Here is a 14,242-nt window from a genome sequence, read left to right on the forward strand (position 1 = left end):
CTCGCGAACCCCACATGCGTGGGCCGGTGACTGATCGCGGACCGGTCCCCTCCGGTCCTGCGCTGGTGCCGCGACGCGTTCCCCGTATACGGCCTCAGCCCGATCCTGCCCCCTGCACAGGGGTCGGGAACGGCACGACGGCCACTGTTACGTTGTCGTGGCCCCCGCCGTCCAGGGCGTGACCGACCAGGACCCGGGCGGTGTGCAGCGGGCGGGCGGCGGCGTCGGCCGGCACGGCCTGAGCCATCTCGTCGGCCGCCTCCGCGTAGTTCCACAGGCCGTCGGTGCACACCACCACCACACCAGGCCGGTCCGGCTTGAAGGAAGCGGTGTGCGGGTCGAGTTCGTAGGCGTCCGCGCCGAGCCAGCCGGTGATCGCGTGGGCGCGCTCGTCGGCGTACGCCTCGGCCTCGTTCATCAGGCCCGCGGCGACCATCTGCGCGGCCCAGGAGTCGTCCTCGGTGAGCCGGGCCGGGGCCGAACCGCGGTCCGTGGGCACCCAGTAGACGCGGCTGTCGCCGACCCAGCCGACGACCAGCAGGCTGGGGGTGACGATCGAGCCGACGAGCGTGCACGCCGGGGCGTTCTGGTGCGGCTGGTGCTCGCGGGCCGTGGCGGGTTCCGCGGCGAGCGAGTTGACCGCGCGGGAGGCGGCGACGATCGCCTCGTGCATCGCCTGCTGGGGGTGCGTGCCCTGCGGCAGCGCGGCCAGCAGCGCGTCGGCCGCGGCCCGGGAGGCGGCCAGGGAGGCGTCGTCGGGGCGGGTCGCGGAGGACACGCCGTCGCAGACGACCGCGAAGGTCGCCGGTGTGCCGTCGGGCAGCACGCTGGTGCCGAGGGTGAAGGCGTCCTCGTTGCGGTGGTGGCGCAGACCGCGGTCGCTGACGGCGGCGATCGGACCGGCCTCCTGCTCCATGTGGTCGCGCTCGCGCGGCTGGGCGTGCCCGCAGTTCTCGCAGTAGCCGTCGTCGTCGACCCGGCCCGCGCTGCAGGCCACGCACACTTTGGTGCCCTCGGCCGGGGTGGGCGGTCCGGCGGCCACCCGCGGGTCGGGCGCCTGCAGGAGGTACTCCTCGGGCTCGGGCGCCCGGTCGAAGCGCACACCGGAGGCGGGGGAGACCGGCGACCCGAGCACCGGCCCCGACTGGGGCGGCACCGGGGGCAGTTCGTGCTCGCCCGACGCGGAGGCCCGCAGGTCGCTCGGCAGATGGAGCTCCGCCGGCGGGTGCGGGGCCTGTGGCCAGGGGCCGCCCGGGGGCGCGCCGTTCACGGCGACGGCCGGGCTGTCGTCCGGCCGCGCCGGGACGGCGGACAGGTCGTATCCGCACGCACCGCAGAAACGGTCGCCCGACTCCAGGGGTTCCTCGCAGCTCGGGCACCTCGAAAGGGCGGTCTGCTGGGGCATCTGCGACATCAACTACACCCACGTCCGGGGGCGGTAACGGTTGGCTCGTTCCACCAGGTCGATCCTCTCCTCGCCGCCCTGCGCGAGCCTGGCCAGCGCGCGGTACGAACGCTCCAGGCCGAAGCGCAGTCCTCGCTCGTCCAGTCCGCTGCCGAGCAGTGCCCGTCCCCCGGCGGCGGGGGCGACGGAGTCCTGGCCACCGGAGAGTATCCAGTCCAGGGCCGCGCCCAGCACCTCGGCGGACAACTGCTCGCGACGCGCCGGATCCAGTCCGTACGCGTCCAGTGCCTCGACCTGCCCGGCGGCGGCGGTCAGGTCGTCCAGGAAGGGTACGTCGCCCGCGGTCGCGGTGCGTTGACGCAGCCTCGCGCGGACGGCCGCCACCCGGGCCGCGGTGTAGTGGATGGAGGACTCCGGCACCGACTCCAGCGTCCTCACCGCGCTACGGCGGTCCCCGGTCGCCAGTTGCACGCGCGCGAGGCCGAACGCGGCGCTCACATAGCTGGGGTCGGTCGACCAGACCAGGCGGTAGTACTCGGCGGCGTTGTCGAGCTGGCCGAGCACCTCCGCGCACAGGCCGAGGGCCAGCTTGGGGGCGGGTTCGCCGGGGAAGGCGTCGTAGATCGCGTCGAAGGCGAGCGCGGCGGCCTCGTGGTCGCCGGTCACCAGGGCGGCCACGCCCCGGTACCAGACCACCCGCCAGTCGTCGGGCCGTTCGTCCTCGAGGTGCCGCAGCGCCTCGTCCGCGGTGTGCGTGTCGCCGTTCTCCAGCCAGGCCCGCACCTGCCGCAGCCGGGTCTCCGCCGACGGGGCCGGCGCGGCCGCGAGGGCGCCGAGCAGCTCGGCGGGCGCGGTGGTCATGAGACCGGCGAGGAAACCGGCGTTGGGGTCGGAGGGGTCGACGTGGGGGACGGGCAGCGAGAGCGCGGCCACGGGAGCGTTGACGTCCTTGACGATGGTCCTGGTGGCGCTGACGGCTCCGGTGCCGACGGGACCGACCGAACCGGCGGTCGCCTTCCGGCGCGTCGGCACCACCCGTCCCCCCAGCCGCGACACCTCTCCGTCCAGCTTCGGGAACAACTCCGCGTCGGTGACCCGGACTTCGGGCCCGAAGAGGGTCGACAGGGCGGGCCTGGCACGGCCCGTCTGCAGGGAGACGACCTCGCGCAGGACGCCCGTCAGCTGTTCCGACATCTCCTGCGCGGAGGCGAAGCGGCGGGCCGGGTCCGGGTCGGTCGCGCGGACCAGCAGGCGGTAGAAGGACTCGTACCGGCGGAAGACCTCGATGTGGTCGGGGTCGGGGAGCGAGTCGACGAAGACGTTGGTGTAGCCCTGGAAGTCGAAGGTCAGCACGGCCAGGGTGCGGCCGACCGTGTAGAGGTCTGAGGCGAGCGACGGGCCCACGTCGGCGACCTCCGGCGCCTGGTAGCCCACCGTGCCGTAGATGGCCGACTCCTCGTCGTCCATCCTGCGCACCGCGCCCATGTCGATCAGCTTGAGCTGGTCCTCGGTCTGGATGGCGTTGTCGACCTTGAAGTCGCAGTACAGCAGGTTGCGGCTGTGGAGGTGGCCGAGCGCCTCCAGGGCCTCGATGCCGTAGGCGCACGCCTGCTCCACCGGCAGCGGATCCCGCTTGCCGTCGGCCGAACGGCGGCCGTTGGCGATCTCCTTGAGCGACTTGCCGCCGACGTACTCCATGACGATGTAGCCGTCGAGCGAGCCGGTGCGCTGGTCGAGGTGTTCCACGAAGTTGTAGATCCGCACGATGTTGGAGTGCTCGATCTCCGCGAGGAAGCGCCGCTCGGAGATCGCGGCGGCCATCGCGTCCTGGTCGCCGGTGTCCAGCAGGCCCTTGAGGACCACCCAGCGGTCGGACACCGCGCGGTCCACGGCGAGGTAGACCCAGCCGAGTCCGCCGTGCGCCAGACAGCCCGCGACCTCGTACTGGCCGTGCACGATGTCACCGGACTTCAGCTTCGGCACGAACGAGTACGGGTGGCCGCACTTGGTGCAGAAGCCCTCCGTGCGCCCCTTGTGGTCCCCCCGCGCGCGCCCCACCGGCGCCCCGCAGTCGGAGCGCGAGCAGAACCGCTTGCGCTCGGGCACCTCGGGGTTCTCCAAAACCATCTCGCGCGGGTCGGGCCGCGGCACCCCGGGCACCTCGACGAGCCCCGCGCCGAGCCGGCCGCGCCCGGTCGAACCGGCGGAGGAGCCGGAGCCGCGCACCGACACCGAACGGCCCGTGGACTTCCCGGAGACCGAGCGCGAGAGCCGCCCCGACACCGAGCGCCGGGACTTCGACGAGTGCGAGGACGTACGCGAGGAACGCGAGGATCCGCGGCCGGTGGAGCGCGAACCGCCGCTGCCCTGCGAGCCGCTGCCGGCGCCCGTGCTACCGGTGGGCACCGGTCCGGTCCGGCCCGCCCCGGCCGGGAGGACCGGCGCGAGACCGCAGGTGTCGCAGTACAGCTCGCCGCCTCCCATGTCCTCGTACCTGCCGTCGCAGCCGGGCCGCTGGCAGGGTTGCTGTTCCTGACTCATGACGTCGACTCCCCCCTACGGTCCTCGGTGCCGCTCTGCTGCGGCACCCGCGGTGCCCCCAGCAGTTCGGCGACCGCGTGCTGGTAGCGCAGCACGGCCTGTTCGGCGACCCGCAGGTCGCAGGGCGCGCTCCACAGCATCCGCCGGGCCGCGTCGTACCGCTCGATCAGGAACGGGTCCTCGGCCAGGCCGTGCCGGGCGACCTTCGCCTTGTACGCGTCGAGCCGGCCGCGCAGCTCCGCGCGGACCGCGAGCGGCGCGGTGACCGCCGTCAACGACTCGCGGGCGCGCAGCAGTTCGTCCTCCGCCTTCTCCTCCAAAGACTCCAGGAGCGGGGACAGACGGTGCCACTGGGCGTGTCTGCGGTACTCGGCGGCCGTCGCCAGCTGCTCCTGCAGCACGGTCGGCGGTCCGCTGACGACCGGCACCTCCGTGGCCGCGATCTTCGCGAGGACCTCGCCGCGCGCGAGGCGGGCCTCGGCGAGCGTGCGGTCCGCGCGGGAGAGCACGTCCCGCAGCCTGACCAGCCGGGCCTCCGCGTCCTGCCGGACCGTGAGCACCGCGTCGATCTCCCGGCGCACGTCGTCGAGGGCGCGCGCCTCCCGGTCGTACGCCGTGGTGTCCGGCCTTCCGCCGCCGGGCGCCGAACTGCCCTGCGCGCGCTGCCAGAAGGCGAGCGGATCGGAGATCACCTGCTCGCGCAGCGAGGTGAGGGTGCGTGTGATGCGCTCCAGGTCGTCGCCCGCCGGGTGCTCCCCGGGGCGTACGCCGACGGAGTGCGCGAGCCGACGGGTGCGCTGGAGTTCGGCGGACAGCAGGTCTATCCGCGCGGGCAGCGCCGACCAGACCGCGTCGGCGGCGACGACCATGTCCAGGCTCGACGCGTACAGCTCGTTCATCCGCTCCACGAGTGTCACCAGCGAGAACTGCTCGCTGAGTTTGCCCGAATTGCCGTGCAACGTGGGCGCGTTGGCCGTGGCGGTCGCCGAGCCCGCGACCGTGACCGACTCGCCGCGCAGCAGCTCGGTCAGCTCCACCAAATCCTCGCGGCTGGACCAGCGGCGGCGGGAGCGGATCTCGCGGGCGGAGCGCAGGGCGTCCGAGTACGCGTCGAAGTACGCCCACAGCAGGGTGATCGACGCGTCGGCGGCCTCCCAGCGCTCCTTGGTGACCCCGGTGAGGTCGGCGCCTTCGAGGAGCCTGCGGCCCGCGTGGTCCTGCAGGGCGAAGAGCGAGGTCTCGATCGCCTCGTGCTCCGCGCCGAGCCGAGCCAGCGCACGGTCCACCTCGTCCCGGTCCATCACCGGCCCGGGGGGTCCCGTGACGCCCATCGATCACCTCTCGCTGCTGAAGGGTTGCTGGGTGGTTGTTCGTCTGTGCCGGTCGTCTGTGCCTGTGGTCCGTGGTGGTGGTCAGCTCGTGCGCAGGTACTTCGGTGGCGGCGGCTCCGACTTCGCCGAGTCCTTGGCCAGTGTGGCGGACAGCCACTTGTCGTACGACGCCTGCCAGCCGTCGGTGGTGTCCTTGCGGTAGTCCACCAGGATCTGGTTGACCCGGCGTACCAGATCGTCGGCGTCGCTCTTCATCGCCACGCCGTAGTACTCGGTGGTGAAGGGGGAGCCCTTCAGTTCGACCGTGGGGTCCTGGGCGGCCTGGCTGGCGGCGAGCGCCCCGTCCGTGACCACGGCGTCGACCTCGCCGAGCTGGAGCCTGACCAGGCAGTCGAGTTGGTTGGGCACCGTGGTCCTGATGTCGGCGGAGGCGACGAGCTCGCCCGCCCTCTTGTCGTCGTCCAGCTTGCTGAAGGCGGTCGAACCCTCCGCCGTGCAGATCTTCTTGTGCGCCAGGGTGGCGCCGTACCCCTTGATGTCGGAGGACTTGGGGGCGAGGACCTGCTGTCCGGTCTTGAAGTACGGTGCGGAGAACGCCACTTGGCCCACCCGCTTGCAGTTGATCGTCATCGTGCGGACGACCATGTCGACCCGGCCGTTCTGCACCGCCGGGATGCGCTGGTTGGTGGGGATCGCCTTGAACTGCACGGCGTTCGGGTCACCGAGGATGTCCTTCGCGATCCGGTGCACCAGGTCGATGTCGAAGCCTTCCAGGTCGGCGTGGTTCCCGCCGTTGGGGTTGCGGTAGCCCCAGCGGTAGCTGTTCTGGTCGACGCCGACGATCAGCTTGCGCTTCTCGCCCTGCCGGGCCTTGATCTTGTCTATGGTCGTGCCGTCCGCGCCGGACGGGGACAGCGTCTGGTCCTCCGGGTGCGTCTTGATCGCCGGGACAAGACAGGGATCGCCCTCGGCCGCCGCCTGATCGGCGTGGGTCGTGCCCGGGCCGCCGGTGCCCGTGCCGCCGTCGCCGTTCGGCCGGGTCTGCGGCAGCAGCAGCGCGCAGGCCAGCACCAGGGCGCAGACGAGCGCCATCACCCCGACCCCGCCCCAGCCCTTGAGACCGGTCCGCACACGTCCACGCATCCGCATCGTCACGCCCCCTCTCACCGGTACTCCGACAGCCTGCGCCCGATGCCGAGCACCGCGCCGGCCGCGCCCAGGACGGCCAGGACGGCGGCGCCCACCGACAGGCCGGTCATCGCGTCCAGCCCGTCGGCGGCCGACTGCTGGAACTCGGAGTCCTCGTGGTCCAGGGCGAGCTGGAGGTTGTGGTCGACGCTGTCGAAACACTCGCCCGTCGCGCCCTTTCCGCCGATGACCCGCTTCAGCGCCTCTTCGTAGTTGCCGTAGTCGTCCTGCTTGCGGGCCGCGGCGTGGCGCTCCTTCCACACCTTCATGTTGCCCTGGGCCGCGGTCACCGGCTCTGCGCCGCTGCTGTCGTCGGCGAGCTTCGACGCCTCGGCCAGGCCCTTGGAGAGGGTGTCCATGTCCTTGCCGAAGTCGTAGTCGTAGGCGTCGTAGGTGACGTCCTCACCCTGGGCGTTCTTCTTGACGACCGTCTCCGCGCCGCGGGCCACCAGCGTGAGGTTCTCGTTGCCACGCGCCTTCAGGGAGGCGATGCGGGCGTCGTGCAGCACGTTGAGCGAGCGGACCCCGTGGTCGTAGGAGTCTTCGAGGCCCGCGCGCGCGACGGTGTGGCCGACGACCAGCCACAGCAGCACCACCGTGGCCGTCGCGGTGGCCGCGACCAGGCCGTGGTTCAGGACCCGGTTGGTGCGCCGGTAGTTGCGGTGCTGGGCCCAGGCGAGCCCGGCGAGCGCCAGGACGCCGAGGCCGATCGCGGCCCACGGGTAGGGCGTGGCGTCGGCGTAGTCGGCGCGCAGCCGCTGGTTCTCGCTCGTGTAGAGGTTCTGCGCCTTCGGGAGCATCTCCTCCTGCATCTTCTCGTTGGCGTACCGCAGATAGGCGCCGCCGACCGGGAAACCCTGGCGGTTGTACGTACGGGCCTGCTCCACCAGGCCCTTGTACTCCGGCAGGAGGGTGTTGAGCTCGGCCACGGTCTTCGCGGCGGGGGAGTCCGGGTCGGAGTTCGAGGCGGCCTTGACCAGACCGGCCGCGGCCCGGGCGATGTCCTTCTCGTACCGGTCGCGGGAGTCGGCCGACTCCTGGCCGCCGACGAGGAAGCCGCTGGAGGCCGTGGTGTTGGCGTCGGCCAGGTACAGGTATATGTCGGCCGCGGCACTGCTGAGCGGCTGGCTCTTGTTGAGCACGTCGTCCGCGGCGGTGGCCCGGTCGTTGGTCTGCCAGGCGGTCACCGCGCCGAAGAGGACGACGAGCAGGGCGAGCGCCGCGCCGATGATGCGCAGCCGGCCGGGCTCGGTGGTGGCGGCCGCGCGCACCTGGTCGAAACCCTCCGCGAAGGCCGTACGACGGGCGGGTGCCGGGTCCGGCGCGGAGTCGGGCGGGGGTGTCTGCGGTGCCGGGGCCGGGGGTCCCGGCTGCGGCGGTACGGCCGGCATCGTGGGCACCCCGGAAACCGGTGGTGCCGCACTGCTCTTCGGCGGGTGTGTCACCGTTTGACCTCCCCCATGGTCATCCCTCGCCGCAAGTATCGCTGCCGGGACCGACATCCGCACCGGCCTTGGCTGGATCTTGATCGGATCGCGTCGGATCGTCTGCCGACGGCCCTGCCGCGCCCCCCCGCACCACCCCTTGCCCATGAATACGCCACGGGAATCGGTTCGGTTCCCCCAGGGGGCGCGTAGGGTCGCCGTCGTGCGCGGGCTACGAGTGGTGATGATCGGCGGAACGTCTCATACCGGCAAGTCCACGGTCGCCGCGGCGATCGCCGACCGGCTGGGCTTCGAGCATCGCTCGACGGACCTGCTGGCGAGACACCCGGGGCGGCCCTGGCGCACGCCGGAGCGGGAGGTGCCGCCGCATGTGGCCGAGCACTACGCGACGCTCGGCGTCGACGAGTTGATCGACTCGGTCCTCGCCCACTACGAGAGGCTGTGGCCCCGCATCGAGGAGCTGGTCAGAGCGCACGCCACCGGACCGGGCCTGGTCCTGGAGGGCTCCGCGCTGTGGCCGGAGCGGGTCGCGACGCTGGATGTGCCGCACACCGCCGCCGTATGGCTCACCGCCGGCGAAGACGTCGTGCGCGCCCGGATCCGTGCGGGCGGGCGCTATGACGAGGCGTCGGAGGGGGAGCGGGCGCTGATGGACAGGTTCCTGGCCCGGAGCGTGCGGTACCAGGAGCTCATGGTGGAGGCGGTCGACCGGCTGGGCCTGCCCCGCGTCGACGTCGGGAACGGCAGGTCCGTCCCTGAAGTCGCCGACGCGGTGCTCGCTCAGGCCTCGTAGTACGCCCGCACCCTCGCCTGTACCTCCGGGGACGACCCCGCCCGGTCCAGGCCGAGGAGCGCGGCGCCCAGGACCGGGCTCGCCGTCACCACCTGGGGTACGGCCTTCGGGGCGCGGGCCGCCAGGAGTTCCCGTACGCCGTCGTCCAGTTGCGGGTGCCGGGCGGCCAGGACGCTGCCGCCGAGCAGGACCGGGGTCTCCTCGTCGAGGAGGTCGAGGCGGGTCAGGGCCACCGTGGCCATGGACACCACCTCGTCGGCCAGGCGGTCGACGAGCGAGCGGGCAACGGGGTCGCCGGCGGCCGCCGTGGCGAAGAGCACCGGGGTCAGTTCGTGGCGGCGGGCGGGGGCGACCTCCTCCAGGTGCAGGGCCTCGATGAGGGCGTACATCGACGGCAGCCCGAAGTGCCGCGGAAGCACGCGCGCGAGGTCGGTGTCGACGCCCCGCCCGTCCTCCGCGCGGGCCGCGTGCCACAGCGCCTCCTCCGCGAGGCCCCAGCCGCCGCCCCAGTCGCCGGAGATCCGGCCGAGCGCGGGGAAGCGGGCGGTACGGCCGTCGGGGCGCATGCCGACGCAGTTGATGCCCGCGCCGCACACCACGGCGACCCCGCGCGGTTCGGTGACCCCGGCCCGCAGGATCGCGAAGGTGTCGTTGCGGACCTCCACGTCCGGGCCCCACGCGCGCGTGTGCAGCGCTGCGGCCAACTGCCGTTCCTCCACGGGGAAGTCGGCGTTGGCGAGGCACGCCGAGACGTGCTCCACCGACGTCACGCCGGCCGCGGCGAAGGCCCGCCCGACCGCGTCGGCGACGGTGTCCACCGCCGCCTCGACGCCCACCACCGGTGGCCGGAACCCGCCGCCGCGGGCCGTGGCGAGGACGTTTCCGTCGGCCGCCACGACCGCGACGTCGGTCTTGCTGTTGCCCGCGTCGACGGCGAGGACGCATGCGGTCAGGCCCACGCGAGATGCTCCCGGTTGTGTGCGATCAGTCGGTCGGTGAGGCCCTCGGCGTACTCGTACTGGCCGACGAGGGGGTGCGCGAGGAGTGCCTTGAAGACCCGGTCCCGGCCGCCCCGCAGAGCGGCCGCCAGCGCCAGGTCCTCGTAGGCCGTCACCTGCGCCATCAGGCCCGCGAACAGCGGGTCCACGGTCGGTACCGCCAGTGGGGTCGGCCCGGTCGGGCCCACCGCCGCCGGTACCTCGATCACCGCGTCGCCGGGCAGGAAGGGCAGGGTGCCCCGGTTGAGGGTGTTGACCACCTGGTAGGGGCTGCCGCCCCCGCCGAGCAGCCCGGCGGCCAGGTCGACCGCCGCCTCCGAGTAGTAGGCGCCGCCCCGCTTGGCCAGCAGCTCCGGCTTCTCGTCCAGGGCCGGGTCGCCGTACATCTCCAGCAACTCCCGTTCCATGGCCGCCACTTCGGCGGCCCGGGACGGCTTGCTGCCGAGCTCCCGTACGACCTCGTCGTGCGCGTAGAAGTAGCGCAGGTAGTACGACGGGACCACGCCGAGCCGGTCCAGGAGCGCGCGCGGCAGGTGCAGGTCGCCGGCGATCGTGTCGCCGTGCCCGGTGAGCAGCTTGGGCAGGACGTCCTCGCCCTCGGGACCGCCCAGCCGCACCCCGGTCTCCCAGGTGAGGTGGTTGAGGCCCACGTGGTCGAGGTGGATGTCGGAGGGGACGACACCGAGCAGCCCGGCGAACTTCCGCTGGAAGCCGATCGCCACGTTGCACAGCCCGACCGCCTTGTGCCCGGCCTGGAGCAGGGCGCGGGTGACGATCCCGACCGGGTTGGTGAAGTCGATGATCCAGGCGTCCGGGTTGGTCCGGCGGACCCGTTCGGCGATGTCGAGGACCACCGGAACGGTGCGCAGCGCCTTGGCGAGGCCGCCCGCGCCGGTCGTCTCCTGGCCGACGCAGCCGCACTCCAGGGGCCAGGTCTCGTCCTGCTGCCGAGCCGCCTGGCCGCCGACGCGCAGTTGCAGGAGCACGGCGTCCGCGCCGTCCACGCCCGCGTCCAGGTCGGACGTGGTGACGATACGGCCGTCATGGCCCTGCTTGGCGAAGATGCGCCGGGCGAGACCGCCGACCAGCTCCAGGCGGTCTTCGGCCGGGTCGACGAGGACGAGTTCCTCGACGGGCAGGGTGTCACGCAGGCGCGCGAAGCCGTCGATGAGTTCGGGGGTGTAGGTCGAGCCTCCGCCGACCACGGTGAGTTTCACTGAAGGTTGCCTCGCTTCCGGGCGTGGGGTGCGGTGATCATCGGCCGGGGGTCCGGGGGTTGCCCCCGGGGAGATGCCGCATACGTGGTTAACCCTTCACTCCGGTCAGCGTGACGCCCTCGACGAACGCCTTCTGCGCGAAGAAGAACACGAGGATCACGGGGGCCATGACCAGCACGGTCGCGGCCATGGTGAGGTTCCAGTCGGTGTGGTGCATGCCCTTGAAGGACTCCAGGCCGTAACTGAGCGTCCAGGCGTTCTGGTTCTCCGAGGCGTAGATCTGCGGGCCGAAGTAGTCGTTCCAGGCGTAGAAGAACTGGAACAGGGCCACCGCTGCGATCCCGGGCTTGGCCATGGGGATGACGACCCGCAGCAGGGTGCGGAAGTCGCCGCACCCGTCGACCTTCGCCGCGTCCACGTACTCGTTCGGGATCGTCATCAGGAACTGCCTGAGCAGGAAGATCGAGAACGCGTCCCCGAACGCCATCGGGATGATCAGCGGCCACAGGGTGCCCGACAGGCCGAGCTGCTTCGCCCAGAACAGGTACATCGGGATGATGACCACCTGGGGCGGCAGCATCATCATCGAGATCACCAGCATCAGGGAGAGATTGCGGCCCCGGAAGCGGAACTTGGCGAGCGCGTACGCCACCGGGATCGACGACACGACTGTCAGGACTGTTCCCAGTCCCGCGTAGATCAGCGTGTTGCGCCACCAGGTCAGGAAACCCGGCGTGTCGAAGACCCGCTTGTAGTTGCCCCACTCCCAGGTGTGCGGGATCAGATCCCGGCTGAGGGCCTGGCTGTCGCTCATCAGCGAGGTCAGGAACACGAACACGAAGGGCAGCGTGAAGAAGAGGGCGGCGGCGAGACCGAGGGAGTGGATCGCGACCCACTCCAGGGCGGCCTTGCGCCGGGCGGTGCGCTCGGCGGGCGAGGCCGGGGTCTTCAACTCCACCGGCCGGTCCAGTACTTGGGTCATGGTCAGTCACCTGCCTGGATGAGACCGCCCCGGCGCCGCATCAGGAACGCGGTGAACACCATCGACAGGGCGAAGAGGACGAGGGCGACGACACACGCGGAGCCGTAGTCGAAGCGCTGGAAGCCGAGGTTGTAGACGAGCTGCGGGAGGGTCAGCGTGGACTTGTCCGGGTAGCCGGGCTCGAACTGCGTGCCCGCCCCCTGGATCACGCCCGAGGCGACCTTCCCGGCGATCAACGGCTGTGTGTAGTACTGCATCGTCTGGATCACACCGGTGACGACGGCGAACATCACGATCGGCGAAATGTTGGGAAGGGTTACATACCGGAACCGCTGCCACGCCGACGCCCCGTCCAGTTCGGCGGCCTCGTACTGCTCGGTCGGCACGTCGAGCAGCGCCGCCATGAAGATGACCATCAGGTCGCCGATGCCCCACAGGGCGAGCAGGGTGAGGGCCGGCTTCGACCAGGTGGGGTCGTTGAACCAGCCGGGGGCCGGGATGCCGACCTTCTCCAGGATCGAGTTGACCGGTCCCGTACCGGGGTTGAGGAGGAACGCGAAGGCCATCGTGGCCGCGACCGGCGGGGCGAGGTACGGCAGGTAGAAGAGCGTCCGGAAGACCCCCGTACCCGTCTTGATCTTCGTGATGAGCAGGCCGATCCCGAGGCCGAAGACGACCCGGAGGGACACCATCACCACGACCAGCCACAGGGTGTTGCGCAGGGCCGGCCAGAAGAAGGGGTAGTGCTCGAAGACGTAGGTCCAGTTCTTCGTTCCGCTCCAGGTCGGCGGCTTGAAGCCGTCGTAGTGCATGAACGAGAAGTAGAGGGTCGACAGCAGTGGGTAGGCGAAGAAGACCGTGAAGCCGATCAACCAGGGCGACATGAAGGCGATGGTTCGAAGCGCCGACCGGCGGCGCTTCGACGCCAGAGTGATCGTGGCCATTACTTCGCCTGCGCGATGTCCGTGTCGATCTGCTTGGCCGCGTCGGCGAGGCCCTTCTTCAGGTCGGTGACCTTGCCGCTCTCGTAGCCGTAGCCGAGCTCCTGGACGGTGGTCAGGTACACACCGCCGTTGATCGAGGACGGGGCGGTCGTCGAGTTGGGGTTCGCCGCGATGTCGAGGAAGGTCTTGAAGCGCGGGTCGTACTTCAGCTTCGGGGACTTCAGGGCCGCGAGCGTCGAGGGCACGTTGTGGATGGCGTTGGAGAAGCCGACCACCGCGTCCGTGTCCGTGGTGATGTACTTCAGGAACTCCCAGGCCGCGTTCTGCTTCGTGCTGTTGGCGGCGATGCCGGCGATGGTGCCGGTGATGTAGCCCTTGCCGTACTGGTCGGCCTGGGCGTCGGGGACGGGCAGCGGGGCGACGCCGATCTCGAAGCCGGGCTTGGCGTCCAGGGCCATGCCGAGCCGCCACTCACCGTCCAGTTGCATGGCGACCTGGCCGGTCTGGAAGGGGTGCTTGGGGCCCCACTCGTCGCCGAGCCCCGCACGGTACTTCTCCAGCTTCTTGTAGCCGCCCAGTTCGTCGACGAGCTTCTTCTGGAGGGTGAAGGCGGCGGAGACGGCCGGGTCGGTGGCGACCGTGGACTTGCCCGACTTGTCGAAGTAGGTGGGCGAGAACTGGCCCATGTAGTGCTCGGTCGTCGTCTCCCAGCCGTGGTAGTTCGGCATGAACCCGAGCTGCTTGTACGAGTCGCCCTGCGTGATCGTCAGCTTCTTGGCGTCGGCCTCGAACTCCGACCACGTCTTGGGCGGTGAGGTGATGCCGGCCTTCTCGAACGCGGTCTTGTTGTAGTAGAGCCCGTACGCGTCGCCCAGCAGCGGCACGGCACAGCGGTCGCCGTCGAACTGCGTGTACTGGTTCATCGCGGCCGGGAAGGTCTTCTCCGCGTCGACGCCCGACTTCTTGAAGAACGGGTTCAGGTCGACGAGCGCGCCCGAGGAGCAGAACTTGCCCACGTTGTTCGTGGTGAACGACGAGATGACGTCCGGGGCCTTGGCGCCGCCCGTGCGCAGCGCCTGGTTGATCTTGTCGTCGGTCATGTTGCCGACGACGTTGACGTGGATGTTGGGGTGCGCCTTCTCGAACCCGGCGACCAGCGCCTTCACTCCCGCCACCTCGGAGTCCGCGCTCCAGGCGTGCCAGAAGTTGATGGTCGTCTCCTTCGACGCGTCGTCGTCGGCGCCGGAGGAGGACTGGCCGGTACAGGCCGTGGTGACGAGCACGGCGGACACGGTCAGGGCAAAGGCCGCTTTTCGGGCGGCGGAGGGTATGGCTGAGGGTACGGCTGTGCGCATGACGGGGTCTCCCTGGGACGGGCGGTGAGAGGAGGGTGTGGGG

At 71.2% G+C, this 14,242-nt stretch carries 11 protein-coding genes; 1 reads left to right on the forward strand and 10 read right to left on the reverse strand.

Translation table 11 applies throughout. The annotated features are described in order from the left end of the window. Positions 1-94 precede the first annotated feature (94 nt). The 5 genes from ABZT02_RS13725 to ABZT02_RS13745 all read right to left on the reverse strand — a co-directional run bounded on the left by ABZT02_RS13725 (position 95) and on the right by ABZT02_RS13745 (position 7,856). On the reverse strand, positions 95-1,417 hold the full coding sequence (locus ABZT02_RS13725; protein WP_356017437.1) for a protein phosphatase 2C domain-containing protein: 1,323 nt from the start codon (positions 1,415-1,417) through the stop codon (positions 95-97). Then, positions 1,418-3,946 carry a tetratricopeptide repeat protein gene (locus tag ABZT02_RS13730; RefSeq protein ID WP_356017440.1) on the reverse strand — a complete coding sequence of 843 codons (2,529 nt, stop codon included), beginning with the start codon at positions 3,944-3,946 and terminating at the stop codon, positions 1,418-1,420. Then, positions 3,943-5,277 (reverse strand): hypothetical protein, encoded by a 1,335-nt coding sequence (locus ABZT02_RS13735; RefSeq protein WP_356017442.1) that lies wholly within the window; start codon positions 5,275-5,277, stop codon positions 3,943-3,945. The genes ABZT02_RS13730 and ABZT02_RS13735 overlap by 4 nt, the downstream gene beginning before the upstream one ends. Before the next feature lie 81 nt (positions 5,278-5,358). Next, positions 5,359-6,420 carry a glutamate ABC transporter substrate-binding protein gene (locus ABZT02_RS13740; protein ID WP_356017978.1) on the reverse strand — a complete coding sequence of 354 codons (1,062 nt, stop codon included), beginning with the start codon at positions 6,418-6,420 and terminating at the stop codon, positions 5,359-5,361. 20 nt (positions 6,421-6,440) lie between these two features. Next, entirely contained in the window at positions 6,441-7,856 is a 1,416-nt protein-coding gene (locus tag ABZT02_RS13745) for a hypothetical protein (protein WP_356017444.1), read from the reverse strand. A 256-nt stretch (positions 7,857-8,112) separates the two neighbouring features. On the opposite strand from ABZT02_RS13745, the gene ABZT02_RS13750 reads away from it, so the two are divergent. After that, positions 8,113-8,703 (forward strand): hypothetical protein, encoded by a 591-nt coding sequence (locus ABZT02_RS13750; RefSeq protein ID WP_356017446.1) that lies wholly within the window; start codon positions 8,113-8,115, stop codon positions 8,701-8,703. Here ABZT02_RS13750 and ABZT02_RS13755 read toward each other — a convergent pair. From ABZT02_RS13755 to ABZT02_RS13775, 5 genes are all read right to left on the reverse strand, one after another. Further along, positions 8,691-9,662 (reverse strand): BadF/BadG/BcrA/BcrD ATPase family protein, encoded by a 972-nt coding sequence (locus ABZT02_RS13755; protein ID WP_356017449.1) that lies wholly within the window; start codon positions 9,660-9,662, stop codon positions 8,691-8,693. The genes ABZT02_RS13750 and ABZT02_RS13755 overlap by 13 nt on opposite strands. Continuing rightward, on the reverse strand, positions 9,653-10,918 hold the full coding sequence (locus ABZT02_RS13760) for a 6-phospho-beta-glucosidase (RefSeq protein WP_356017451.1): 1,266 nt from the start codon (positions 10,916-10,918) through the stop codon (positions 9,653-9,655). Before ABZT02_RS13760 ends, ABZT02_RS13755 begins: the two co-directional genes overlap by 10 nt. Before the next feature lie 88 nt (positions 10,919-11,006). Further along, positions 11,007-11,900 carry a carbohydrate ABC transporter permease gene (locus ABZT02_RS13765; RefSeq protein ID WP_356017453.1) on the reverse strand — a complete coding sequence of 298 codons (894 nt, stop codon included), beginning with the start codon at positions 11,898-11,900 and terminating at the stop codon, positions 11,007-11,009. Between the two features lie 2 nt (positions 11,901-11,902). Next, complete coding sequence (locus ABZT02_RS13770; RefSeq protein WP_356017456.1) at positions 11,903-12,844, reverse strand: sugar ABC transporter permease; 942 nt, start codon at positions 12,842-12,844, stop codon at positions 11,903-11,905. After that, the gene (locus tag ABZT02_RS13775) at positions 12,844-14,199 is read right to left on the reverse strand and encodes an ABC transporter substrate-binding protein (RefSeq protein WP_356017458.1); all 1,356 of its coding nucleotides are present in this window, start codon (positions 14,197-14,199) and stop codon (positions 12,844-12,846) included. Before ABZT02_RS13775 ends, ABZT02_RS13770 begins: the two co-directional genes overlap by 1 nt. Between the last annotated feature and the right edge of the window lie 43 nt (positions 14,200-14,242).

This window comes from Streptomyces sp. NPDC005402 (assembly GCF_040606575.1).
GTDB lineage: Bacteria > Actinomycetota > Actinomycetes > Streptomycetales > Streptomycetaceae > Streptomyces.

Excerpts from the sequence above, each read along its gene's own strand:
- ABZT02_RS13775 (WP_356017458.1), bottom strand. The coding sequence starts at position 14,199 with ATGCGCACAGCCGTACCCTCAGCCATACCCTCCGCCGCCCGAAAAGCG.
- ABZT02_RS13730 (WP_356017440.1), bottom strand. The coding sequence starts at position 3,946 with ATGAGTCAGGAACAGCAACCCTGCCAGCGGCCCGGCTGCGACGGCAGG.
- ABZT02_RS13745 (WP_356017444.1), bottom strand. The coding sequence starts at position 7,856 with ATGCCGGCCGTACCGCCGCAGCCGGGACCCCCGGCCCCGGCACCGCAG.
- ABZT02_RS13735 (WP_356017442.1), bottom strand. The coding sequence starts at position 5,277 with ATGGGCGTCACGGGACCCCCCGGGCCGGTGATGGACCGGGACGAGGTG.
- ABZT02_RS13765 (WP_356017453.1), bottom strand. The coding sequence starts at position 11,900 with ATGACCCAAGTACTGGACCGGCCGGTGGAGTTGAAGACCCCGGCCTCG.
- ABZT02_RS13740 (WP_356017978.1), bottom strand. The coding sequence starts at position 6,420 with ATGCGTGGACGTGTGCGGACCGGTCTCAAGGGCTGGGGCGGGGTCGGG.
- ABZT02_RS13770 (WP_356017456.1), bottom strand. The coding sequence starts at position 12,844 with ATGGCCACGATCACTCTGGCGTCGAAGCGCCGCCGGTCGGCGCTTCGA.